Raw genomic sequence first — 21,417 nt, 5'->3', positions numbered from 1 at the left:
GCGATGTTGCCGTGGATCCGCGAGCCGAACGAGTAGTCGAAGTCGCGGAGATCGTCCATCCACGTGACCGGATCGACCGTACACCCGGACCCTTGGCCCTCCCGGTACGATCGGGTGGGTCGGGTGGGTCGGGTCGGTTCGGCGGGGCGGGTCGTTCGGTGGCTTGTCATGCTCGCAGTCTCAGGCCGCGGGGGGTCGCGATGAATCCCGCACCTTCCAGGAGGGCGCCGAAGGGGGAGGTCAGGGCCGAGGTGCCGTTGACGCGCTCCACCGTCACCGTGCCGAGGGAGCCGACGCGCGCGGCCGAGGCGAGGGCCTCCGCCGCCGCGGGCAGACGGGGGTCGTCGGCGGGCGTGTCGGCGTGGTCGGGTGCGGCGGGCCAGGCCAGCAGGGTCTTGCCGCCGCGCTCCATGTAGAGCGTCAGCTCGCCGTCGACGAGCACCACGAGGGAGCCCGCCTTGCGGCCCGGCTTGTGACCGGCGCCGGTCGGCGGCTCGGGCCAGGGCAGGGCGGCTCCGTACGCGTTCGCCGGGTCCGCCGCGGCGAGGACGACGGCGCGGGAGGCGGGCGACGGGGTGCGGGGGCGCCGGTCGGCGAAGCCGGAGCCGTACGGAGAGCCGCTGCCGCCGCGGGGGCCACCGGCGCCGGGCCCGCGGTGTCGCGCGGGGAGATCCAGTCGCCCGGGGGCGGGCGGGGGGTCGAGGGTGCTGTCGAGGCCGGGGACGTCCCAGTCGATGTCGGCCGCGGGGAAGCCGTCGGGGGCGGAGGCGAAGGGGGCGCCGGTGCCCTGCGTGCTGTGGGTGCCGTGGGTGCCGTCCGGCCCGGGCAGGGGTTCACCCCGGTCGCGGGCGTTGGCCACCGCGCGCAGGCGGTCCACGGCGCCGTCCATGGCGAACTGCGCGGCGCCGAGCCCCTCCACGACATAGCCGCGCCGGGCCTGGCCGCTGTCCTCGAAGACGGACAGGATGCGGTACGTCGCAGAGAAGCCGCCCTCCACGCCTTCGGCCGCGACCGCTCCCCGGGTCACCACACCGTGCCGGTCGAGGAGGGTGCGGGCGAGCGCGTGCGCGCGGACGGTCGGGTCGGGTTCGTGCGCCGGGAGGAGGGACCAGCGGCCGGCGACGGTCGGGGGGCCGCTGCGGGACGCCGGCCGGGCGGCGGCCGTCAGGGAGCCGTACCGCCCGCGCGGGACCGCGCGCTTGGCGCGGTGGGCGGTGGAGCCGGCCGTACGGCCCGAGCCCAGCAGGGCGCGCATCGGTGCCAGCGTGTCGTTGGTGAGGCGGCCGGACCAGGCCAGGTCCCAGACCGTGTCGGCCAGTTGGGGGTCGGTGGCCTCGGGGTGGGTGGTGGCGCGGACCTGGTCGGCGATCTGGCGGAAGAAGAGGCCGTAGCCGCCCGAGAGGATGTCCAGGACGGACTGGTGCAGTGCCGTCAGCTCCAAGGGGTGCGGCGCGGCCAGGAGGAGGGGCGCCGCGTCCGCCAGGTACAGGGAGACCCAGCCGTCCTTGCCGGGGAGGGCGCCCGCGCCTGCCCAGAGGACCTCTCCGGCGGCGGTCAGCTCGTCGAGCATCGCCGGTGCGTAGCCCGTGACGCGGGACGGAATGACGAGCTTCTCCAGGGCGGAGGCGGGCACGGACGCGCCCTGGAGCTGCTCGACCGCGCGCACCAGGCCGTCGATGCCGCGCAGGGAGTGGCCTGTGCCGATGTGCTGCCACTGGGGGAGGAACTGGGCGAGCGCGGGCGGCGGGACGGGTTCGAGTTCGTGCCGCAGGGCGGCCAGGGAACGGCGCCGCAGCCTGCGCAGGACCGTCGCGTCGCACCACTCCTGGCCGATGCCCGCCGGGTGGAACTCCCCCTGGACGACGCGGCCGCCCGCCGCCAGCCGCTGGAGGGCGCCCTCGGTGACCGCGACGCCCAGGCCGAAGCGGTCGGCGGCGGTGGCCGAGGTGAACGGGCCGTGGGTGCGGGCGTGGCGGGCGAGGAGGTCGCCGAGCGGGTCCTTCACCGGTTCGGTGAAGGCCTCCGGGACGCCGACGGGGAGTGCGGTGCCCAGGGCGTCGCGCAGACGGCCAGCGTCCTCGATCGCCGCCCAGTGGTCGGACCCGCCGATACGGACCCTGATGGCGCGGCGGGCCGCGGCCAGCTCCTGTGCCCAGTGCGGTTCGGCACCCCGCTCGGCCAGTTCGGCGTCGGTGAGCGGGCCGAGCATGCGCAGGAGGTCCGCGACGCCCTCGACGTCCTTCACCCGGCGGTCCTCGGTCAGCCACTGCAGCTCCCGCTCCAGTTCGGTGAGGACCTCGGCGTCGAGCAGTTCGCGCAGCTCCGCCTGGCCGAGCAGCTCCGCCAGCAGCCGCGAGTCCAGCGAGAGGGCGGCGGCGCGGCGCTCGGCGAGGGGGGAGTCGCCCTCGTAGAGGAACTGGGCGACGTAACCGAACAGGAGCGAGCGGGCGAACGGGGACGGCTCCTGGGTGGTGACCTCGACCAGGCGCACCTTGCGGGACTCGAGGTCGCCCATCAGCTCGACGAGTCCGGGGACGTCGAAGACGTCCTGGAGGCATTCGCGGACCGCTTCCAGGACGATCGGGAACGAACCGAACTCGCTGGCCACCTGGAGCAGTTGGGAGGCTCGCTGGCGCTGCTGCCACAGCGGGGTGCGCTTGCCCGGGCTGCGGCGCGGCAGCAGCAGCGCACGGGCCGCACACTCGCGGAAACGGGCCGCGAACAGGGCCGAACCGCCCACCTGGTCGGTGACGACCTGGTCGACCTCCCCCTTGTCGAAGACGACGTCCGCCGCCCCGAGGGGGGCCTGCTCGGCGTCGTACTCCGTGCCGGCCTTCAGGGGTGCCTGGTCGAGCAGGTCCAGGCCCATGAGGTCGGCGTCGGGCAGGCGCAGGACGATGCCGTCGTCGGCGTGCATGACCTGGGCGTCCATGCCGTACCGCTCGGAGAGCTTGGCGCCGAGGGCGAGGGCCCAGGGGGCGTGCACCTGGGCACCGAACGGGGAGTGCACGACGACCCGCCAATCGCCCAGCTCGTCGCGGAAGCGCTCGACGACGATCGTGCGGTCGTCGGGGACGTGGCCGCAGGCCTGGCGCTGTTCGTCCAGGTACGCGATGACGTTGTCGGCGGCCCAGGCGTCCAGGCCCGCGGTGAGCAGGCGCAGCCGGGCGTCGTCCTTGGACAGTGAGCCGACCTCGCGCAGGAACGCGCCGACCGCGCGGCCCAGTTCCAGCGGGCGGCCCAGCTGGTCGCCCTTCCAGAACGGCAGGCGGCCCGGCACGCCCGGAGCGGGTGAGACCAGGACACGGTCACGGGTGATGTCCTCGATGCGCCAGGAACTGGTGCCCAGCGTGAAGACGTCACCGACGCGGGACTCGTAGACCATCTCCTCGTCCAGCTCGCCGACCCGGCCGCCGCCCTTCTTGGGATCGGCGCCCGCGAGGAAGACGCCGAACAGGCCGCGGTCCGGGATCGTGCCGCCGGAGGTCACGGCGAGCCGCTGGGCGCCGGGGCGGCCGGTGATCGTGCCGGCGACGCGGTCCCACACCACGCGCGGGCGCAGTTCGGCGAAGGCGTCGGACGGGTACCGGCCCGCGAGCATGTCCAGGACCGCCGTGAAGGCGGACTCGGGGAGGGACGCGAAGGGCGCGGCGCGGCGGACGAGGGCGAGCAGGTCGTCGAGCTGCCAGGTGTCCATCGCGGTCATCGCGACGAGCTGCTGGGCCAGCACGTCCAGGGGGTTCGCCGGAACCCTGAGGGACTCGATGGAGCCCGTGCGCATGCGCTCGGTGACCACCGCCGCCTGGACCAGGTCGCCGCGGTACTTCGGGAAGACCACACCGGTCGAGACCGCACCGACCTGGTGGCCCGCACGGCCCACGCGCTGGAGCCCGGAGGCCACGGAGGGCGGTGACTCGACCTGGATGACCAGATCGACCGCGCCCATGTCGATGCCCAGCTCCAGGCTGGAGGTGGCGACCACCGCGGGCAGGCGGCCCGCCTTGAGGTCCTCCTCGACCAGGGCGCGCTGCTCCTTGGAGACCGAGCCGTGGTGTGCGCGCGCGATGACCGGCGGGGCGCCCTGGGCCGCCCCCGAGCCGCCCATCAGCTCGGCCGGCGCGTGGTGCTCGTCGAGGGGCTCCCCGGTGGCCCGCTCGTAGGCGATCTCGTTCAGGCGGTTGCACAGGCGCTCCGCCAGGCGGCGGGAGTTGGCGAACACGATCGTGGAGCGGTGGGCCTGGACCAGGTCGGCGATGCGCTCCTCCACGTGCGGCCAGATCGACGGGCGTTCCGCGCCCTCGGAGCCGTCGGCGACCGGGGAGCCGCCCAGCTCACCCAGGTCCTCGACCGGGACGACCACCGAGAGGTCGAACTCCTTGCCCGACTTCGGCTGGACGATCTCGACCTTGCGGTGCGGGGAGAGGTAGCGGGCGACCTCGTCGACCGGGCGGACCGTGGCCGAGAGGCCGATACGGCGGGCGGGCCTCGGCAGGAGTTCGTCCAGGCGCTCCAGGGAGAGGGCGAGGTGCGCGCCGCGCTTGGTGCTCGCCACGGCGTGGACCTCGTCGAGGATCACCGTCTCGACGTTGGTCAGCGCGTCGCGCGTGGCCGACGTCAGCATCAGGAAGAGCGACTCCGGGGTGGTGATCAGGATGTCTGGGGGCCGTGTGGACAGGGCGCGGCGCTCGGCGGGCGGGGTGTCTCCCGAGCGGATGCCGACCTTGACCTCGGGCTCGGGCAGGCCCAGTCGCACGGACTCCTGGCGGATGCCCGTCAGGGGACTGCGGAGGTTGCGCTCCACGTCGACCGCCAGGGCCTTGAGGGGCGAGACGTACAGCACGCGGCAGCGCTTCTTCGGGTCGGCCGGCGGGGGCGTCGAGGCCAGCTGGTCCAGAGCGGCCAGGAACGCGGCCAGGGTCTTGCCGGAGCCGGTCGGGGCGACCACCAGCACGTCCGAGCCCTCGCCGATGGCCTGCCACGCGCCCGCCTGGGCCGCGGTGGGCGCGGAGAAGGCCCCCGTGAACCAGGCGCGGGTCGCGGGGGAGAAGCCGTCCAGGGCTCGGTGTGCGTTGCCGACCATGCGTCCATCCTGCACCCGAGCACTGACAATGCGCCTGACCTGCGGCTTCGCCAGACCGCTCGCGACGGTGGTGTGCGGGTCCGTCGCTGGCGGACAGGGAGCGGACGCGGGTGGAACCGGTTGGAACCGGTCGGAACCGGGTGGAAGCGGGGCAGGCGGCGGACGTGGTGGGCTCGGCGTCGCGGAGAATGGGGAGGTGGCGGGAACTCGTGAGGTGGCGCGGCACTGGCAGTACGCGGAGCTGCCCGGTGTGGACCTGCTGCGGGCCCGGTACGTACGGAAGAACTTCGTGCGGCACACGCACGAGCACTTCGTGATCGCCGGCATCGCGGAGGGGGTGGAGGTCTTCCAGCACCGGGGCGGTGACCAGTACGCGGGTGCGGGAACGCTCGCTCTCGTCAATCCCGACACCCCGCACACCGGGCGGGCCGGCGTGCCCGAGGGCTGGCGGTACGGGGCGGTCTACCCGTCGCCCGAACTCGTGGCCGGGATCGCCGCCGAGACGACGACTCTGCGGGGCGCTCCGGGGTTCGTCAGTCCCGTGCTGGACGACCCGTACGCCGTCGCGCTCGTGCATCAGGTCCTCCGCGCCGCCGACGAGGGCAACGCGCTCGCCGCGGACACACTCCTGCGCGTCGCCGTGACACGGCTGCTGCGGCTGAACGGCGGGGCGCTGCCGACTCGGCAGGTGCGCACGGCGGGGGACCGGATGGCGGCACGCGCGCGTGCCGTGCTGGAGGAGCGGCTCGTCGATCCGCCGACCCTGGAGCGGCTCGCGGGCGACCTCGGGACCAGCCCCTTCGCCCTCCTGCGGGCGTTCCGGGACGCCTACGGGATACCGCCCCACACGTGGCTCACCGATGCGCGGGTCCGGCGGGCGCGGCGACTGCTGGACGCCGGGACCACCCCGGCGGAGGCGGCGGTCGCGGTGGGGTTCACCGATCAGCCGCACCTCAACCGTCACTTCGCCCGGATCGTGGGCGTGCCACCGGGGGCGTACCAGCGGGAGCGCAAGAACGTACAAGACGCGCCGCGGCGGCTGCTCGTACCGTCCGACGGGTGGCAGAACAGACAGCTTTCGCAGACATACGGGACGACCGAGGGAGGCCGGACTCCACCGTCGTCCGGGACGCGCTCGGCGTCGGGGTCGCCGTCGGACTCTCCGGGTTCGCCTTCGGAGTGACCTCGGCGGGCAGTGGACTCACGGTGTGGCAGACCTGCGCGCTGAGCCTGCTGGTGTTCACCGGCGCTTCCCAGTTCGCGCTCGTCGGGGCGCTCGCGGCGGGCGGCAACCCGCTCACGGCGGCCGCCGGAGCCTTCTTCCTCGGCGTGCGCAACGCCTTCTACGGTCTGCGACTGTCGCAGTTGCTGGCCCTCCCGCGCGCGGTGCGCCCGCTCGCCGCACAGTGGGTGATCGACGAGACCACGGCCGTCTCGCTGGCACAGCGCGATCGGCGAGGCGCACGGATCGGCTTCGCCGTCACCGGACTCAGCCTCTACGTGCTGTGGAACCTCACCACGCTGTTGGGCGCCCTCGGCGCGGAGGCCATCGGGGACACCGACGCGTGGGGGCTCGACGCGGCCGGCCCGGCCGTCTTCCTGGCGCTGCTCGCGCCCATGCTGAAGACCACCACCGAGCGGGCCGCCGCGGCACTCGCGGTCCTGCTGGGACTCGGCCTGCTGCCCCTCCTGCCCGGCGGCGTGCCCGTCCTGGTGGCCGCCCTCGCCGCGCCGCTCGCCCTGTGGGCCGAGGGCCGGCGCGCGGGCCGCGCGCGGGGCGACGCGGAGGAGGAGCGGCGGTGAACGTCTGGATCGCGATCGGCGTGACCGCTCTCGGCTGCTACGCCGTCAAGCTCACCGGCCTCCTGGTGCCCGCGGGTGTGCTCGAGCGGCCCCTCGTCCGGCGGCTCGCGGCCCTGCTCCCCGTCGCCCTTCTGGCCGCCCTCACGTCCCAGCAGACCTTCGCCGACGGGCAGGCGCTCGTACTGGACGCCAGGGCCGCCGGGCTCGCCGCGGCCGCCGTGGCACTCGTCCTGCGAGCGCCGTTCCTGCTCGTCGTCGCAGCGGCCGTGGCGGTCACGGCGGCGGTACGGGCCGTGGGCGGGTGAGGGCGGGTGCTCTTGCGGGTGACGTGTCGGATCAGCCGATGACGCGGCCGTACGCCCTGAGGGTGCTCAGGGCTTCGATCGTCACCGCGGGACGGGACTCCAGTTCTGTGCCGGGTGCCCAGCGGCGCCATCGGATCGGCCAGCCGCCGTCCTGCCGCTGCTCGGCAGCGAGGAAGTCCAGGGCGCCCGCCATCTCGGCGTCGGTGAACCACGCGCGCGCGATCGAGCCCGGGGTCTTCGCGTAGTCGTACGGGAAGTGGTGCTCGCCGGGCGCGTAGCCGGGGGCGACGGGGTAGGCGTCCCGGCGGTCCGGATCCAGTACGGCGAGCCGGTGCTCGCGCACCAGACGGCCCAGGCGGTCGGCGGCCGCCTCCGCGCGCGGGCGGTCCGAGGCGGAGTCCAGGAAGGCCACGGCGGCCTGGACCTCGTACGGGTGGGACGTCTCCAGGGCGTCGACCGCCTGCCAGCAGAAGTCGGTGGCCCTGAACAGCCAGGCGTGCCAGACCTCGTTGCGGTGCAGCAGGCCCACGACCGGTCCGGTCGCCAGCAGCTCGCTGGGCGGGTCGTCCACGATCGGGACGAACGGGGCGGCGGGGTAGCCGCGCTGGCTGGGGTGGACCGCCGGGAGCGCCCCGTCGGTGGTGGAGACGGACGTGAGGTAGCGGCACACCCGTTCCACGCGCTGCCCGCCGCAACGGCCGAGCGAGTCCAGGACGTGCAGGGCGCGGGCGGTGTGCAGGGGCTGGCTGACGGGGCCGCGGAGATCGGGCTCCAGTGCGTGGCCGTATCCGCCGTCCTCGTTGCGGTAGGCGTCGAGTGCCGTCTCGACGGGGTCGGCGGCGCCGTGCAGGAAGTGGTGAGCGAAGAGACGCTGTTCCAGCACGCGCGCGGTGAGCCAGACGAAGTGCTCGGCGCGGAAGAGCGGGGAGCGCGCCGTGGGCGTCGGGGGGGAGTGGGGATGCTCCTGATTCGACCATGGGTCAGACCGTAGGGCGGAAAGCGGTCTCCGCAGGCGGTCCCGGCCAGGGCCACCCCCGGGCGCGGGATAATGGCGTCATGCGGTTGACGGTCTTCTGGCAGCGGATGGCGGAGCACTTCGGTACGGGATACGCCGAGACCTTCGCGCGCGATCACGTGATGACGGAACTCGGCGGGCGCACCGTGGACGAGGCGCTGGCGGCCGGCTGGGACGCCAAGGACGTGTGGCGTGTGGTGTGCGCGGTGATGAACGTTCCGCGGGAGAGGCACTGATCCGGGGAGAACGCCGCAGGCGGGTCATCGAGTGTCGGTGGCGTGGGCGAGACTTGGCCCGTGGCACCCACTGACGAGACCAGGCCCGCGGGCCCGCAGGCACCCCCTCCGGGCCCGACGCCGCCCACCCGGCCGCCGTCCGGCGTCGACGCCGAGCCGAGCGCCCGCATGCCGGGCTGGCTCCCGCGCGCGATGGTGCTCGCACTCGCCCTGGTCGGCGCGTTCCAGCTGGGTACCTGGGCCTTCCACCAGGTCATCGGCCTGCTGATCAACATCCTGATCGCGTTCTTCCTGGCCCTCGCCGTCGAACCCGCGGTGAGCCGGATGGCCGCGCGCGGCATGCGTCGGGGGCTCGCCACTTTCGTGGTCTTCTCCGGCCTGCTGATCGCGTTCGCGGGCTTCTTCACGCTGCTCGGCTCGATCCTCGCGGGGCAGATCATCAAGATGATCGAGGACTTCCCGCAGTACCTCGACTCGGTGATCAACTGGGTCAACACCTCGTTCGACACCGACCTCAGGCGGGTCGACATACAGGAGGGCCTGCTTCACTCCGACTGGCTGAGGAAGTACGCGCAGAACAGCGCGGCCGGCGTCCTGGACATCTCCACGCAGGTGCTCGGCGGTCTCTTCCAACTGCTGACGATCGCGCTGTTCTCGTTCTACTTCGCCGCCGACGGGCCCCGGCTGCGCCGTGCGCTGTGCTCGGTCCTGCCGCCGTCCCGGCAGACCGAGGTGCTGCGCGCGTGGGAGATCGCCGTCGACAAGACCGGCGGCTACCTGTACTCACGCGGCCTGATGGCCCTGATCTCCGGTGCGGCCCACTACGTCCTGCTGCTCTTCCTCGGTATCCCGTACGCGCCCGTGCTCGCCGTGTGGGTCGGCGTGGTCTCGCAGTTCATCCCGACCATCGGCACCTATCTCGCGGGGGCGCTGCCCATGCTGATCGCCTTCACGGTCGATCCCTGGTACGCGCTGTGGGTGCTGATCTTCGTCGTGTTCTACCAGCAGTTCGAGAACTACGTGCTGCAGCCGAAGCTCACCTCGAAGACCGTCGACATCCACCCCGCCGTGGCCTTCGGCTCGGTCATCGCCGGCACCGCCCTCCTCGGCGCGGTCGGCGCCCTGATCTCCATCCCCGCGGTCGCCACGCTCCAGGCGTTCCTCGGCGCGTACGTGAAGCGCTACGACGTCACGGACGATCCCCGTGTGCACGGGCACCGGAGACGGGGCGCGGGGCCGAACCCGCTCACGCGGGCTCGGCGGCTGTGGACGAGGGCGCGGGAGCGGACGGCCGGGCCGGTGGACGGGTCCGGCTGAGGCAGGCCTTGAGCCGGCACTGAGCCACGCCCTGAGCCAGGCCGTCGGAGCAGGGGCCTGGCGCGGCATGGTCCCGCCGCAGCCTGGTCATGATGGCAGCGCGTGCAGCGCGGTGGTGCTGCAGTCCGGTCGGGCCGGGTCCGTGGTGCCGCAGTCCGGTCGGGCCGGGTCCGAAGCGGCGGATCCGGGGTGTTGCGGGTACGCGAACGTAGGCTCGCAAGTGCCGCGTGGTGCGCTTGACACGAAAATCGAACATCCATTCTGATGGAGGCTCCGGCAGGGTTCTCGACGGGTACTTCGTCCAGGTTTGCCTGGGTAAGTGTCCGAGTTATCCACAGGCCGGACCAGCGTCGAGGCGCGTTGTCAGTGGTAGGCGTTAGCGTCGTTGACGTGAAGCGATCGACTCAAGCAAATCGGGTGGAACCCATGGCAGGTACCGACCGCGAGAAGGCCCTGGATGCCGCACTCGCACAGATTGAACGGCAATTCGGCAAAGGCGCGGTCATGCGCATGGGCGACCGGTCCCGGGAGCCCATCGAGGTCATCCCCACCGGGTCGACCGCGCTCGACGTGGCCCTCGGCGTCGGCGGCCTGCCGCGCGGCCGGGTCATCGAGGTCTACGGACCGGAGTCCTCCGGTAAGACGACCCTGACGCTGCACGCGGTGGCGAACGCCCAGAAGGCCGGCGGCACGGTCGCGTTCGTGGACGCGGAGCACGCCCTCGACCCCGAGTACGCGCAGAAGCTCGGCGTCGACATCGACAACCTGCTGCTGTCCCAGCCGGACAACGGCGAGCAGGCCCTGGAGATCGTGGACATGCTCGTCCGCTCCGGAGCCCTCGACCTGATCGTCATCGACTCCGTCGCCGCGCTCGTCCCGCGCGCGGAGATCGAGGGCGAGATGGGCGACAGCCACGTCGGTCTCCAGGCCCGTCTGATGAGCCAGGCCCTGCGGAAGATCACCAGCGCGCTCAACCAGTCCAAGACCACCGCCATCTTCATCAACCAGCTCCGCGAGAAGATCGGTGTGATGTTCGGCTCCCCGGAGACCACGACCGGTGGCCGGGCGCTGAAGTTCTACGCCTCGGTGCGGCTCGACATCCGGCGCATCGAGACGCTCAAGGACGGCACCGACGCGGTGGGCAACCGCACCCGCGTCAAGGTGGTCAAGAACAAGGTCGCGCCGCCCTTCAAGCAGGCCGAGTTCGACATCCTCTACGGACATGGCATCAGCCGTGAAGGCGGCCTGATCGACATGGGCGTGGAGAACGGCTTCGTCCGCAAGGCCGGCGCCTGGTACACGTACGAGGGCGACCAGCTCGGCCAGGGCAAGGAGAACGCCCGCAACTTCCTCAAGGACAACCCCGACCTCGCCAACGAGATCGAGAGGAAGATCAAGGAGAAGCTGGGCGTGGGCGTGCGCCCCGAGCAGCCCGACGCGGCGACCGACGCGGATGCCGCGGTCACCCCGGGCGCACCGGCGGACGACGCCGCCAAGACGGTTCCCGCTACCGTTCCCGCAGCCAAGGCCACCAAGACCAAGGCCGCGGCCGCCAAGAGCTGAGCCGACCCGTGACACGACGAACGGACTGGGCCGAGTACGACGCCCGCCCCGGCATCCACCGCGAGCCGGGGAGCGTCGACGGCGACGGCCTGGCCCGCGCCGGTGACGACCGGCCGGGCAGCGGCTCGTACGGGGACGACGGGTCGGCCGGCGCAGGCCGACCCCGTGGCCGCCGGGCGGGACGCGGCGACGAGGGCGGTTCACGGGGCGGGCGCCGTCGGCGCGGCTTCGGAGAACCGTCCGCCAAGGATGAAGACACCTCTGCCTCGTCGAGGGCCGAGAAGGGGGGGTCTTCAGGGGACCCGGCTGAGCGGGCACGGGCGATCTGCCTGCGCCTGCTCACCGGGACCCCGCGCACCCGGAAGCAGCTCGCCGACGCCCTCAGCAAGCGGGAGATCCCGGACGACGTGGCCGCGGAGGTTCTCTCGCGGTTCGAGGAGGTCGGGCTGATCAACGACAGCGCCTTCGCGGACGCCTGGGTGGAGTCCCGGCATCACGGCCGCGGTCTGGCCCGGCGGGCCCTCGTTCAGGAACTGCGCACCAAGGGCGTCGACTCGACACTGATCGACGAGGCCGTCGCCCAGCTCGACTCCGAGCGGGAGGAAGCGACCGCCCGTGACCTGGTCGCCCGCAAACTGCGCTCGACCCGCGGACTCGACCGTGACAAGCGGCTGCGCCGTCTCGCCGGGATGCTCGCGCGCAAGGGCTACCCCCAGGGCATGGCCCTGCGCGTGGTCCGGCAGGCGCTGGAGGAGGAGGGCGAGGACACGGAGTTCCTGGAGGACGGGGAGTTCTGACCCTCGAGAGGCTGCGACGGGCGGCGGGACGTGACCCCACCGGCTCGGAAACTCGGTTCGCTCCGGTTTCGGGACACGGTGGACGCGCGGGGGCGCCGATCCTGTCCGGGGCCGGGCATCAGCTCCTCGTTGCCTCAGCCGAGCGGCAGCAGGCGAACGCGGAGGTCAACTTCTCCGCCATGGCACTCGCCATGGCACTCGTCCTGGCCTTCACGGCCATCGCCGTCGTCAATGCCCTTGCCATGTCCGTCTCCGCATGGGTGAGGGAGTTCGCGCTGCTGCGGCTGGCGGAGGCGATCCGCCGTCAGGTACCGGGGATACTGCGCACCGAGACCCTGTCGGTACTCCTCATCGCCACGGCCCTCGGCAGCGCCGTCGCCCTGGCCGTTCTCACCGCACTCAGCACCGGCATGACGGGACGCGCGGCACCGGCGGTCACCCCGCTGACGTACGTCACCGTGGTCGCGGGAACCGGACTCCTCGCGCTCGTCGCGACCGCGCTGCCGGGCCGGGTGGCGCTGCGGATCCGCGCGGTGACGGTGGCGACGGTGCAGGAGTGAAGCCTCCCAGGTAGTCACGCGGGTGAGACCCCCGGGGAGTGCAGATTTACCTTGCGTTCCCGGAAGGGTGAGCCCGTTCCGGCCACGGGTACCGTCTGCTGCCGCCCGCGCATGCCCGTTCCCCGTACGGGCGTTGTGTCCCGCACGTCCCGAAAGGCGGCTCCGCCATGTCCGTGCCCACCCGTGCCCGAAGAACGCTGGTCACCTCGTCCCTCGGCACCTGTCTGCTGCTCGGCGGCTGCGCCGCCCCGTGGGAGTCGGAGCCCGCGAGCGCGGTGGACGGAAGGATCACGCTCGGGTTCGTCAACGGCGGCAGCACCGAGTTCCACACCTGCCTGCAGGAGTCCGTGGAGCGCACGGCCCGCAACAACAGCGTCGGCCTGCAGACGGCCAACTCGCGGCAGGACGCGGCGACGGAGGTCGCCAACATCGAGCGGCTGATCGCCCGGGACGTCGACGCGCTGATCGTGCAGACCGTCGACGTGGACGCCCTCGAGGACGGCATCGCCAAGGCCAGGGCCGCCGGTGTGCCGATCTTCCTCACGTCGGTGGTCCCCGAGGACACCTCCGACGTCCTCGGGGCCGTCGTCGTCGACCAGAAGGAGGTGGGCAGACTGGACGCCGAGTGGATCGAGAAGGACGCCGCGGGCCGCCAGGTGAGCGTAGGGGTGATCGCGGGAGCCCCCGGAGCCGCTTCCGACGTGCTCGTCGAGGCGTTCACCGCGCATCTCCCCGGCAACGCCTCGGTGGTCGCCAGTCGGCCCGGCATGTACGACCCGGTCAAGGCCCGCACCGTGGCCGCGGAGATGATCCGGGCGCAACCCGGTCTCGACTACGCCTTCGTGGCCAACGAACAGATGGCGTTCGCGGCCCGCAAGGCCTTCGACGCGGCCGGCGGGAAGGATGTCAGGATCGTGACGGTCAACGGCACCGACGAGGCACTGGCCGCCCTGAAGGACGGCCGTTTCGCCGCCACCGTCTCCAACTCGGCGGCGGACACCGGCGAGCTGGCCGTGGAGAACGTCGTCTCCCTGCTCCGCAAGGAGAAGGCCGACAAGATCGACAAGACCCGGGTGCGGCTGGTGACCGAGGACAACGCGGACACCGCCCCGCTGTACTGCCCGCCCGAGGACTGAGCCCACGCGCGCGTGCCGGCTCTCCCCGCACCGGGGGCTGCTGCCCGCAGCCCCGCTCTAGTACGTCACCGGCAGTCCCGCCGACCGCCACGCCTGGAAGCCGCCGACCAGGTCGGTGGCCCGGTAGAGCCCCAGCCGGTGCAGGGACGCCGCCGCCAGGCTCGACGCGTAGCCCTCGTTGCAGATCACGACGATCCGCAGGTCGTGGCCGGTGGCCTCGGGGACGCGGTGGCTGCCCTGGGGGTCGAGGCGCCACTCCAGCTCGTTGCGCTCCACGACCAGGGCGCCGGGGATCAGCCCGTCCCGCTCGCGCAGGGCGGCGTACCGGATGTCGACGAGAAGCGCCTCGCCCGCGCGGGCGGCCTCGTACGCATCCCGTGCCTCCACGCGCGCGTACCCGGCCCGCACCCGCTCCAGCAACTCGTCTATGCCGACGGGCCCCTCGCCCTTCACCACGTCACCACTGACCACGTCGTTCCTCGGCGCGTCACCACTCACTGCCAGTCCTCCGGGCGCTCGACCTGCTCCAGGCGCAGCACCTGGCCGGTGCGGCTGTACCGCCGGATCCTCGGCAGGGGCGGGTAGTAGGCGTGCACGGAGACCGCGTGCTCCTCGCGGGACTCGTTGAGCACCTCGTGGACGTGGTGGCGTCCGAAGGCGCGGCCCTTGCCGGCCGGCAGGCGGCGTTCCCGGTCGACGTCCTCCGACAGCTCCAGGGTCTTCCAGCCGTCCGTGGGCAGCCGTGCGGCGAGGGAGTTCTCCTTCAGCTCGCCCCGGGCGGTCAGGAAGGCGCCCACCGAGTCGGCGTGGTCGTGCCAGCCGGTGCCGGTGCCGGGCGGCCAGCCGATCAGCCAGGCCTCGCTGCCGCCGGGGCCCTCCAGGCGCACCCAGGTGCGGCCTTCCCGGTCGAGGGGGAGCGAGGCGATCAGCGCGGTGTCGGCCGCCGTACGCCGTACGAAGTCGAGGAGGTCCGCCTGGGTGGGCGTGGCCACGGGAGCGGACAGGGAGGGAGACGCGGAGGGGGACACGGAAGGCGAGACAGACACGGGTACCGTCCTGGGGCGTTCGCGGGCGCGCGCGGATAGCGCGAGAGCGCGTCGGCGCGCGCGCCGGGGGAAGAGGGGGATGCGAATTCAGCAGGACGGACGACACACGCAGCCCGCATAGCGGACGAGGTCCATATGGACCCTCCGCCACAGGCGCACACAGGTGTCGGTCACGATCGGGAGTAGACCATGCCGGGATACGCCGGTCAACCGACTGTCACCATGTGGACCGCGGAGTGACGGGGAGCAGGACCATCCGACCGTCACACCGGACGCGCACGCCCACCGCCTGGGTGCTCACCGCACACCGGCGGCCCACCCGCCCCCACCCGATCAGGTCACCGGGGCCCGCCCCCTCACTTGGCCCCGGCCGCCGCTTCCGCTCCCGCCTCCACAGCGCCTCCCACCGCCGCCTCCGCCGCCGCGTACAGATCGGCGGGACGGACCCCGCTGAGCGCGGTGACCAGATGGCCGTCGGGGCGGATCAGCAGGACGGTGTGGGCGGCGGCGCCCGGATAGCTCTCGGCGACCAGCAGCTCGGCCGGACTGGGCAGCGCCGTCACCGCGGCGGCGAGCCGGGGCATGATCCCCGCCCCCACCCAGTGCCGGCGCTCCCATACGCCGGTGCCCGGGGCGATCAGCAGGACGAGCAGGGCCCCGCGGCCGAGCCGGTCCCGCAGCCGTACGAAGGAGCCGTCCTCGGCGGTGACGCGGACGTCCGTGACCGGCGCGCCGGGGGGCGTGTCCACCGGCACCTCCGCCTCCAGGTGCCCGGGCGCGAGCGGGGAGCCGGCGTACGTGCCCGGCGCGCCCAGCGGGCCGCGTCCGAGGTGGGCGTCGGTGAGCAGCGCGTCGTGGCCGCGGGCGGCGCCGGGGACGTACGCCCTTATGCCGGGGCCGCCGCGCAGGGTCGGCAGGATCTGGTCGGCCGCGCGCAGCCGGGCGGCGACGACCGCGCGCCGCTCCGCCTGATAGCTGTCGAGCAGGGCCTCGTGCGACCCGTGGTGCCACGCGAGCGCGAGCTTCCAGGCGAGGTTGTCGGCGTCCCGCAGGCCCTCGTCGAGCCCCTGGGTGCCGAACGCGCCGAGGAGGTGGGCGGCGTCCCCGGCGAGGAAGACCCGCCCGGCGCGCCAGCGGCGGGCCAGCCGGTGGTGGACCGTGTGGACACCGGTGTCGAGCAGTTCGTACGCCGGGGCCGTGCCGCCGCACCAGCCCGCGAGGGTCTCGCGGATGCGGGCCACCAGCAGCTCGGGCGTGACGAGGTCCTTGCCGGGCGGCAGGAGCCAGTCCAGGCGCCAGACGTCATCCGGCAGCGGACGCCCCGTGATCTCCCCGGCGGAGGGACCGGACGTCCGCCACGGCGGCGTCCGGTGGAGCAACGCCTCGTCGGCCCAGGGAAGTTCCGTGCGCAGGGCGGCGACGGCGTGCCGCTCGACCGCCGTACGGCCGGGGAAGCGGATGTCGAGGAGTTTGCGGACCGTGGAGCGGGGGCCGTCGCAGCCCACCAGATAGCTGCCGCGCCACCAGGTGCCCTTGGGGCCGCGGGTGTGGGCCGTGACGCCGGAAGCTTCCTGCTCGACGCCGTCCAGGCGGCTGTCCACGGCGATCCGCACGAGCCGCTCGCCGGCCAGGGCCGTGCGCAGGGCGTCGGTCAGCACATGCTGGGCGAGGTGCAGCGGGGCAGGGTCGGTGTCGTCGAACCCGATCTCGTGTGTCACCTGCTTGCGCCGCATCGACCGCCAACCGGCCCAGTGGACGCCCGCCCCGGCGAGCGAGGTGCCGGTGAGCCGCTCCATCAGGGCGGCGGTGTCCTCACGGAGCACGACGGTGCGCGCGAGACGTGGTTCGTCCTTGCCCGGCCCCTCGTCCAGGACGACGCAGGGCACCTCCTGACGCGCCAGCGCCAGGGCGAGCGTGAGCCCCACGGGCCCCGCTCCGACGATGATCACCGGGTCCACGGGGTGGCACCCCCTGCCCGCGACGGCGTCCCGAGGGACGTAGGTGAACAAGAGGTTGGAGCAGGGTGCACGATCACAGAACGTATGCAACCCACTGCCGCAGCTTGCGTCAAGCGACGGAGGCAGCGGCGCGCACGCCACTGCCTCCGTACAGGTCACGCCGTATGAGTGAGCGTCAGACCGCCTGGCCCGTTCCGTAGCTGCCGGGGATCGCGGCGGGGTTGTCCTCGACGTCGTCCGGGGCGAGCACCGCGCCCGTGCCGCGCTTGCTGCGGCGCAGCCGGCCCTCCAGCCAGGAGGCGAAGGACGTCAGGATGAAGTTGACGACGATGAAGATGAGCGCCACGACGATGAAGCTGGGGACGACGTTGGCGTAGTTCGCCGCCAGGGTGCTGCGCGCGTTGAGCAGCTCGGTGAACCCGAGCATCACGCCGCCGAGCGCCGTGTCCTTCACGATGACGACGAGCTGGCTGACGATCGCCGGCAGCATCGCCGTGACGGCCTGCGGCAGCAGGATGCTGGTCATCGTCTGGCCCTTGCGCAGGCCGATCGCGAACGCGGCCTCCGTCTGTCCCTTGGGCAGGGCGAGGATGCCGGCCCGGACGACCTCCGCGAGGACCGAGGCGTTGTAGAGCACGAGGCCGGTGACGACCGCGTACATGGGGCGGTCCTCGCTGGAGATGTCCGAGGAGCGGACGTACAGCTCGTTGGCGAACAGCATCAGCAGCAGGACCGGGATCGCCCGGAAGAACTCGACCACCGCGCCGGCCGGGACGCGCACCCAGCGATGGTCGGACATCCGCGAGATGCCGAGGAACGCGCCCAGGGGAAGGGCGATGATCATGGAGAGCGCCGCGGCCTTCATGGTGTCGGCGAGGCCCGGCAGCAGATAGGTCGTCCACGCCTGGGACGTGGTGAACGGCTCCCACAGGGCCCATTCGAGCTGGTTCTTGTCGTCCATCTTCTCCCACAGCCACCACAGGAGCAGGGCGAGCAGGACGAAGAAGAGGATGGACAGCAGGACGTTGCGCCGTTTGGCGCGCGGCCCGGGGGCGTCGTAGAGGACCGAGCTCATCGCTTCACCGCCAGTCGCTTGCCGAGCCAGCCGAGCAGCAGGCCGGTGGGAAGGGTCAGCACCACGAACCCGAGGGCGAAGACCGCGCCGATGGCCAGCGTCTGGGCCTCGTTCTCGATCATTTCCTTCATCAGGAAGGCGGCTTCGGCCACGCCGATGGCGGCCGCCACAGTGGTGTTCTTGGTCAGGGCGATCAGGACGTTGGTCAGCGGGCCGATGACCGAGCGGAACGCCTGCGGCAGGATGACGAGCCGCAGCGTCTGGCTGAAGCTCAGCCCGATCGCGCGTGCCGCCTCGGCCTGGCCGAGGGGCACGGTGTTGATGCCGGACCGGATCGACTCGCAGACGAAGGCCGCCGTGTAGGCGACCAGACCGAGCACCGCGAGGCGGAAGCCCTGCAGGTTGAAGTCGTGGGACGCGCCCATCGTCATACCGAAGATGTCGGCGAGGCCGAGCGAGGTGAAGACGATGATGACCGTCAGAGGGATGTTCCGGACGATGTTGACGTAGGCGGTGCCGAACCCGCGCATCAGCGGGACCGGACTGACGCGCATCGCGGCCAGCATGGTGCCCCAGACCAGGGAGCCGACGGCGGAGAAGACGGTCAGTTTGATCGTCAACCAGAACGCCGCGAGGACGTCGTAGCCTTCAAGAAAGTCGAACACGATCTCCCGCGCTTCCGGGTGTGTGGGGTACGTGGAGGGCGTGACGCGCGCCCGCCGTGATCGCGACGACGGGCGGCGCGCCCGCGGAACCCCACGTCGTACGCGGGATTCCTGAGGCAGCGGCTGCCGGGTTACTTGACGATGACGCCGATCTTCGGGGCCTTCTCGTTCTTGTACTCGGCCGGGCCGAAGTTCTCCGTGACCGCCTTGTCCCACGCGCCGTCGCTGACCATCTTCTCCAGCGCGGCGTTGATCTTGTCGACGGTGGCCTTGTCGCCCTTCTTGACACCGACGCCGTAGTTCTCGTTCGAGAGCTTCTCGCCCACGAGCTTGAACTGGCCCTTGTACTTGTCCTGCGCGGCGAAGCCCGCGAGGATCGAGTCGTCGGTGGTCACCGCGTCGACGGCGCCGCTCTGGAGGGCGGAGATGCACTCCGAGTAACCGCCCAGCTGCTTCAGGTTGGCCTTCGGGGCGATCTTGTCCCTGACGTTCTGCGCCGACGTCGAACCGGTCACCGAGCACAGGTTCTTGCCGTTGAGGTCCGCACCCTTCGCGATGTCGGAGTCCTTCTTCACCAGCAGGTCCTGGTGGGCCAGCAGGTACGGGCCGGCGAAGTCGACCTTCTTGGCGCGCTCGTCGTTGATCGAGTAGGTGGCCGCGATGAACTTGACGTCGCCGCGGGCGAGCGCGTTCTCGCGGTCGGCGCTCTTGGTCTCGACGAACGTGATCTGGTTCGGCTCGTAGCCCAGCTCCTTGGCCACATACGTCGCCACGTCCACGTCGAAGCCGGAGAAGGAACCGTCGGGCTCCTTCAGGCCGAGACCCGGCTGGTCGTACTTGATACCGATCTTGATCTTGTCGCCGCCACCGCTGGAGCCGCTGCTCGTGTCGTCCTTGTCGTCGGAACCGCACGCGGTGGCGGCGAGGGCGAGGGCGAGGACGGCGGCCGAGGCGGCGGAGACCTTGCGAAGCTTCATGATCGACTTCCTTTGGGTGATGCCTTCGGTGATGAAGGAGACGTGCGAGCCGTCGAGAGGCGGGTGACGCTGGTCGCGGACGCGCAGGGCGCCGTCAGTGATGCAGGATCTTGGACAGGAAGTCCTTGGCGCGGTCGCTGCGCGGATTGCTGAAGAACTGGTCTGGCGCAGCCTGTTCGACGATGCGGCCGTCGGCCATGAACACCACGCGGTTTGCAGCCGATCGTGCGAATCCCATCTCGTGGGTGACGACGATCATGGTCATACCGTCCCGGGCGAGCTGCTGCATGACCTCCAGCACCTCGTTGATCATCTCCGGGTCCAGGGCGGACGTCGGCTCGTCGAAGAGCATCACCTTGGGGTTCATGGCCAGGGCGCGCGCGATGGCCACGCGCTGCTGCTGGCCGCCGGAGAGCTGTGCGGGGTACTTGTCGGCCTGGCTGGCCACGCCGACGCGGTCCAGCAGGAGGCGCGCGTTGGCCTCGGCCTTCTTCTTGTCCGCCTTGCGGACCTTGACCTGGCCCAGCATCACGTTCTGCAGCACGGTCTTGTGCGCGAACAGGTTGAACGACTGGAAGACCATGCCGACGTCGGCGCGCAGCCGTGCCAGCTCCTTGCCCTCCTGGGGCAGCGGCTTCCCGTCGATCGTGATCGTGCCCGCGTCGATCGTCTCCAGGCGGTTGATGGTGCGGCACAGCGTGGACTTACCGGACCCGGAGGGTCCGATGACCACGACGACCTCACCGCGCTCGATGGTCAGATCGATGTCCTGGAGAACGTGCAACGCGCCGAAATGCTTGTTGACGCTCTTCAGGACGACCAGTTCTCCGGGCGCGGCCGCGTCTTCCTTGGCCACCGATACTTCGGTCATCGCTCTCGGGCTCCGTCCTCCTCGGTTTCGGAGGACAGTAGTAACCACTGCGACCAGCGTCATTACATCTGAGGTGAATCTGAGGATCACGATCCGATAGCAATCGGACACCTGTCGTGGCAGTGGCGACCCGGGACCGTATCGGGCGGATAACGGAAGCCCCGCGCAACCGGAACGCACTTGACGGCGTCCTCGTCCATCAGCGTGACTGCCATGGTGCACGCGCGCGTGCACCGCGCTTTTCGTCCACCGAAACCGTACGCCTAGGTCGTACGACTTTGTACAGAACCAGCTGGTACGCCCGATGAACCGGAGGAGGCCGGGATGAGACTGCTGCTCGTCGAGGACGACAACCATGTCGCCGCCGCGCTGTCCGCGGTCCTGAAGCGGCACGGTTTCGACGTCACCCACGCGCGCAGCGGCGAGGAGGCGCTCCAGGCGCTCGTCCCGGAGGGACCCGGTTTCGGGGTCGTCCTGCTCGACCTGGGCCTGCCCGACCAGGACGGCTACGAGGTCTGCGGCAAGATCCGCAAGCGCACCGCCACCCCCGTCATCATGGTGACGGCCCGCGCCGACGTGCGCTCCCGCATCCACGGGCTCAACCTGGGCGCCGACGACTACGTCGTCAAGCCCTACGACACCGGTGAGCTGCTCGCCCGTATCCACGCCGTCAGCCGGCGCACCGTCCCCGGGGAGGTGGCCGCGGCCGGTGAGAACGAGCTGCTGCTCGGGCCCGTGCACATCGAACTGCCCACCCGGCGCGTCACCGTGGACGGCACCGTCGTCCAGCTGACCCGTAAGGAGTTCGACCTCCTGGCGCTGCTCGCCCAGCGGCCCGGTGTGGTCTTCCGGCGGGAGCAGATCATCAGCGAGGTGTGGCGCACCAGCTGGGAGGGGACGGGACGCACCCTGGAGGTGCACGTGGCCTCCCTGCGCGCCAAGCTGCGCATGCCGGCCCTGATCGAGACCGTACGCGGGGTCGGCTACCGGCTCGTCGCCCCGGCCTAGCGGGG

At 71.9% G+C, this 21,417-nt stretch carries 18 protein-coding genes and 2 pseudogenes; 10 read left to right on the top strand and 10 right to left on the bottom strand.

The window, feature by feature from the left end; genetic code table 11:
• Window positions 1-166: 166 nt before the first annotated feature.
• Window positions 167-5,080 (bottom strand): ATP-dependent helicase, encoded by a 4,914-nt coding sequence (locus BM536_RS09260; protein ID WP_094102797.1) that lies wholly within the window; start codon window positions 5,078-5,080, stop codon window positions 167-169.
• Between the two features lie 196 nt (window positions 5,081-5,276).
• On the opposite strand from BM536_RS09260, the gene BM536_RS09255 reads away from it, so the two are divergent.
• From BM536_RS09255 to BM536_RS09245, 3 genes are read left to right on the top strand one after another with little or no spacing between them, the layout of a single operon-like run.
• Complete coding sequence (locus BM536_RS09255; RefSeq protein WP_245873340.1) at window positions 5,277-6,263, top strand: AraC family transcriptional regulator; 987 nt, start codon at window positions 5,277-5,279, stop codon at window positions 6,261-6,263.
• A complete protein-coding gene (locus tag BM536_RS09250) occupies window positions 6,167-6,883 on the top strand; it encodes an AzlC family ABC transporter permease (RefSeq protein WP_245873403.1) in 717 nt (238 codons plus the stop codon). Before BM536_RS09255 ends, BM536_RS09250 begins: the two co-directional genes overlap by 97 nt.
• A complete protein-coding gene (locus BM536_RS09245) occupies window positions 6,880-7,188 on the top strand; it encodes an AzlD domain-containing protein (protein ID WP_073491663.1) in 309 nt (102 codons plus the stop codon). Before BM536_RS09250 ends, BM536_RS09245 begins: the two co-directional genes overlap by 4 nt.
• Window positions 7,189-7,219: 31 nt before the next feature.
• On the opposite strand, the pseudogene BM536_RS09240 reads toward BM536_RS09245, so the two are convergent.
• Window positions 7,220-8,165 (bottom strand): annotated as a pseudogene (locus BM536_RS09240) (hypothetical protein).
• 79 nt (window positions 8,166-8,244) lie between these two features.
• Here BM536_RS09240 and BM536_RS09235 point away from each other — a divergent pair.
• The 6 genes and pseudogenes from BM536_RS09235 (at window position 8,245) to BM536_RS09210 (ending at window position 13,812) form a co-directional block, all read left to right on the top strand.
• A complete protein-coding gene (locus BM536_RS09235; RefSeq protein ID WP_073491660.1) occupies window positions 8,245-8,439 on the top strand; it encodes a DUF3046 domain-containing protein in 195 nt (64 codons plus the stop codon).
• A gap of 60 nt (window positions 8,440-8,499) precedes the next feature.
• Window positions 8,500-9,756 (top strand): AI-2E family transporter, encoded by a 1,257-nt coding sequence (locus tag BM536_RS09230; protein ID WP_073491659.1) that lies wholly within the window; start codon window positions 8,500-8,502, stop codon window positions 9,754-9,756.
• Between the two features lie 426 nt (window positions 9,757-10,182).
• Window positions 10,183-11,319 carry a recombinase RecA gene (gene recA / locus BM536_RS09225; RefSeq protein ID WP_073491658.1) on the top strand — a complete coding sequence of 379 codons (1,137 nt, stop codon included), beginning with the start codon at window positions 10,183-10,185 and terminating at the stop codon, window positions 11,317-11,319.
• Window positions 11,320-11,327: 8 nt separating this feature from the next.
• The gene (gene recX, locus BM536_RS09220) at window positions 11,328-12,116 is read left to right on the top strand and encodes a recombination regulator RecX (RefSeq protein WP_094102794.1); all 789 of its coding nucleotides are present in this window, start codon (window positions 11,328-11,330) and stop codon (window positions 12,114-12,116) included.
• A gap of 137 nt (window positions 12,117-12,253) precedes the next feature.
• Window positions 12,254-12,676: pseudogene (locus tag BM536_RS09215) on the top strand (ABC transporter permease family protein); the annotation flags it as partial.
• Between the two features lie 167 nt (window positions 12,677-12,843).
• Window positions 12,844-13,812: a sugar ABC transporter substrate-binding protein gene (locus BM536_RS09210; RefSeq protein WP_073491657.1), complete on the top strand. Its 969-nt coding sequence runs from the start codon at window positions 12,844-12,846 to the stop codon at window positions 13,810-13,812.
• 57 nt (window positions 13,813-13,869) lie between these two features.
• Here the strand turns inward: BM536_RS09210 and BM536_RS09205 are convergent, their stop codons facing one another.
• From BM536_RS09205 to BM536_RS09175, 8 genes are all read right to left on the bottom strand, one after another.
• On the bottom strand, window positions 13,870-14,310 hold the full coding sequence (locus BM536_RS09205) for a rhodanese-like domain-containing protein (RefSeq protein WP_425444614.1): 441 nt from the start codon (window positions 14,308-14,310) through the stop codon (window positions 13,870-13,872).
• Entirely contained in the window at window positions 14,307-14,858 is a 552-nt protein-coding gene (locus BM536_RS09200; protein ID WP_211362853.1) for a cupin domain-containing protein, read from the bottom strand. The genes BM536_RS09205 and BM536_RS09200 overlap by 4 nt, the downstream gene beginning before the upstream one ends.
• Before the next feature lie 87 nt (window positions 14,859-14,945).
• Window positions 14,946-15,017 carry a putative leader peptide gene (locus BM536_RS44310; protein ID WP_309544753.1) on the bottom strand — a complete coding sequence of 24 codons (72 nt, stop codon included), beginning with the start codon at window positions 15,015-15,017 and terminating at the stop codon, window positions 14,946-14,948.
• Window positions 15,018-15,214: 197 nt separating this feature from the next.
• Complete coding sequence (locus tag BM536_RS09195; protein WP_094102793.1) at window positions 15,215-16,816, bottom strand: FAD-dependent monooxygenase; 1,602 nt, start codon at window positions 16,814-16,816, stop codon at window positions 15,215-15,217.
• Window positions 16,817-16,991: 175 nt separating this feature from the next.
• Entirely contained in the window at window positions 16,992-17,891 is a 900-nt protein-coding gene (locus BM536_RS09190) for an amino acid ABC transporter permease (RefSeq protein ID WP_073491654.1), read from the bottom strand.
• Window positions 17,888-18,556, bottom strand: a complete 669-nt coding sequence (locus BM536_RS09185; protein WP_073491653.1) for an amino acid ABC transporter permease — start codon at window positions 18,554-18,556, stop codon at window positions 17,888-17,890. The genes BM536_RS09190 and BM536_RS09185 overlap by 4 nt, the downstream gene beginning before the upstream one ends.
• A 131-nt stretch (window positions 18,557-18,687) precedes the next feature.
• A complete protein-coding gene (locus tag BM536_RS09180; RefSeq protein WP_073491652.1) occupies window positions 18,688-19,533 on the bottom strand; it encodes a glutamate ABC transporter substrate-binding protein in 846 nt (281 codons plus the stop codon).
• 94 nt (window positions 19,534-19,627) lie between these two features.
• Window positions 19,628-20,404: an amino acid ABC transporter ATP-binding protein gene (locus BM536_RS09175; protein WP_073491651.1), complete on the bottom strand. Its 777-nt coding sequence runs from the start codon at window positions 20,402-20,404 to the stop codon at window positions 19,628-19,630.
• A 324-nt stretch (window positions 20,405-20,728) separates the two neighbouring features.
• Between BM536_RS09175 and BM536_RS09170 the strand changes: the two genes are divergently transcribed.
• Entirely contained in the window at window positions 20,729-21,412 is a 684-nt protein-coding gene (locus BM536_RS09170) for a response regulator transcription factor (RefSeq protein ID WP_073491650.1), read from the top strand.
• The last annotated feature ends 5 nt before the right edge of the window (window positions 21,413-21,417 follow it).

This window comes from Streptomyces phaeoluteigriseus (assembly GCF_001896135.2).
In the GTDB taxonomy this organism is placed as follows: domain Bacteria; phylum Actinomycetota; class Actinomycetes; order Streptomycetales; family Streptomycetaceae; genus Streptomyces; species Streptomyces phaeoluteigriseus.
This window is presented reverse-complemented; position numbering and strand designations above follow the sequence as displayed.

Bases quoted from the DNA above. Each gene is read 5' to 3' on its own strand.
- BM536_RS09260 (WP_094102797.1), bottom strand. From the start codon at position 5,080: ATGGTCGGCAACGCACACCGAGCCCTGGACGGCTTCTCCCCCGCGACC.
- BM536_RS09235 (WP_073491660.1), top strand. From the start codon at position 8,245: ATGCGGTTGACGGTCTTCTGGCAGCGGATGGCGGAGCACTTCGGTACG.
- recA (WP_073491658.1), top strand. From the start codon at position 10,183: ATGGCAGGTACCGACCGCGAGAAGGCCCTGGATGCCGCACTCGCACAG.
- BM536_RS09210 (WP_073491657.1), top strand. From the start codon at position 12,844: ATGTCCGTGCCCACCCGTGCCCGAAGAACGCTGGTCACCTCGTCCCTC.
- BM536_RS09190 (WP_073491654.1), bottom strand. From the start codon at position 17,891: ATGAGCTCGGTCCTCTACGACGCCCCCGGGCCGCGCGCCAAACGGCGC.
- BM536_RS09180 (WP_073491652.1), bottom strand. From the start codon at position 19,533: ATGAAGCTTCGCAAGGTCTCCGCCGCCTCGGCCGCCGTCCTCGCCCTC.
- BM536_RS09175 (WP_073491651.1), bottom strand. From the start codon at position 20,404: ATGACCGAAGTATCGGTGGCCAAGGAAGACGCGGCCGCGCCCGGAGAA.
- BM536_RS09170 (WP_073491650.1), top strand. From the start codon at position 20,729: ATGAGACTGCTGCTCGTCGAGGACGACAACCATGTCGCCGCCGCGCTG.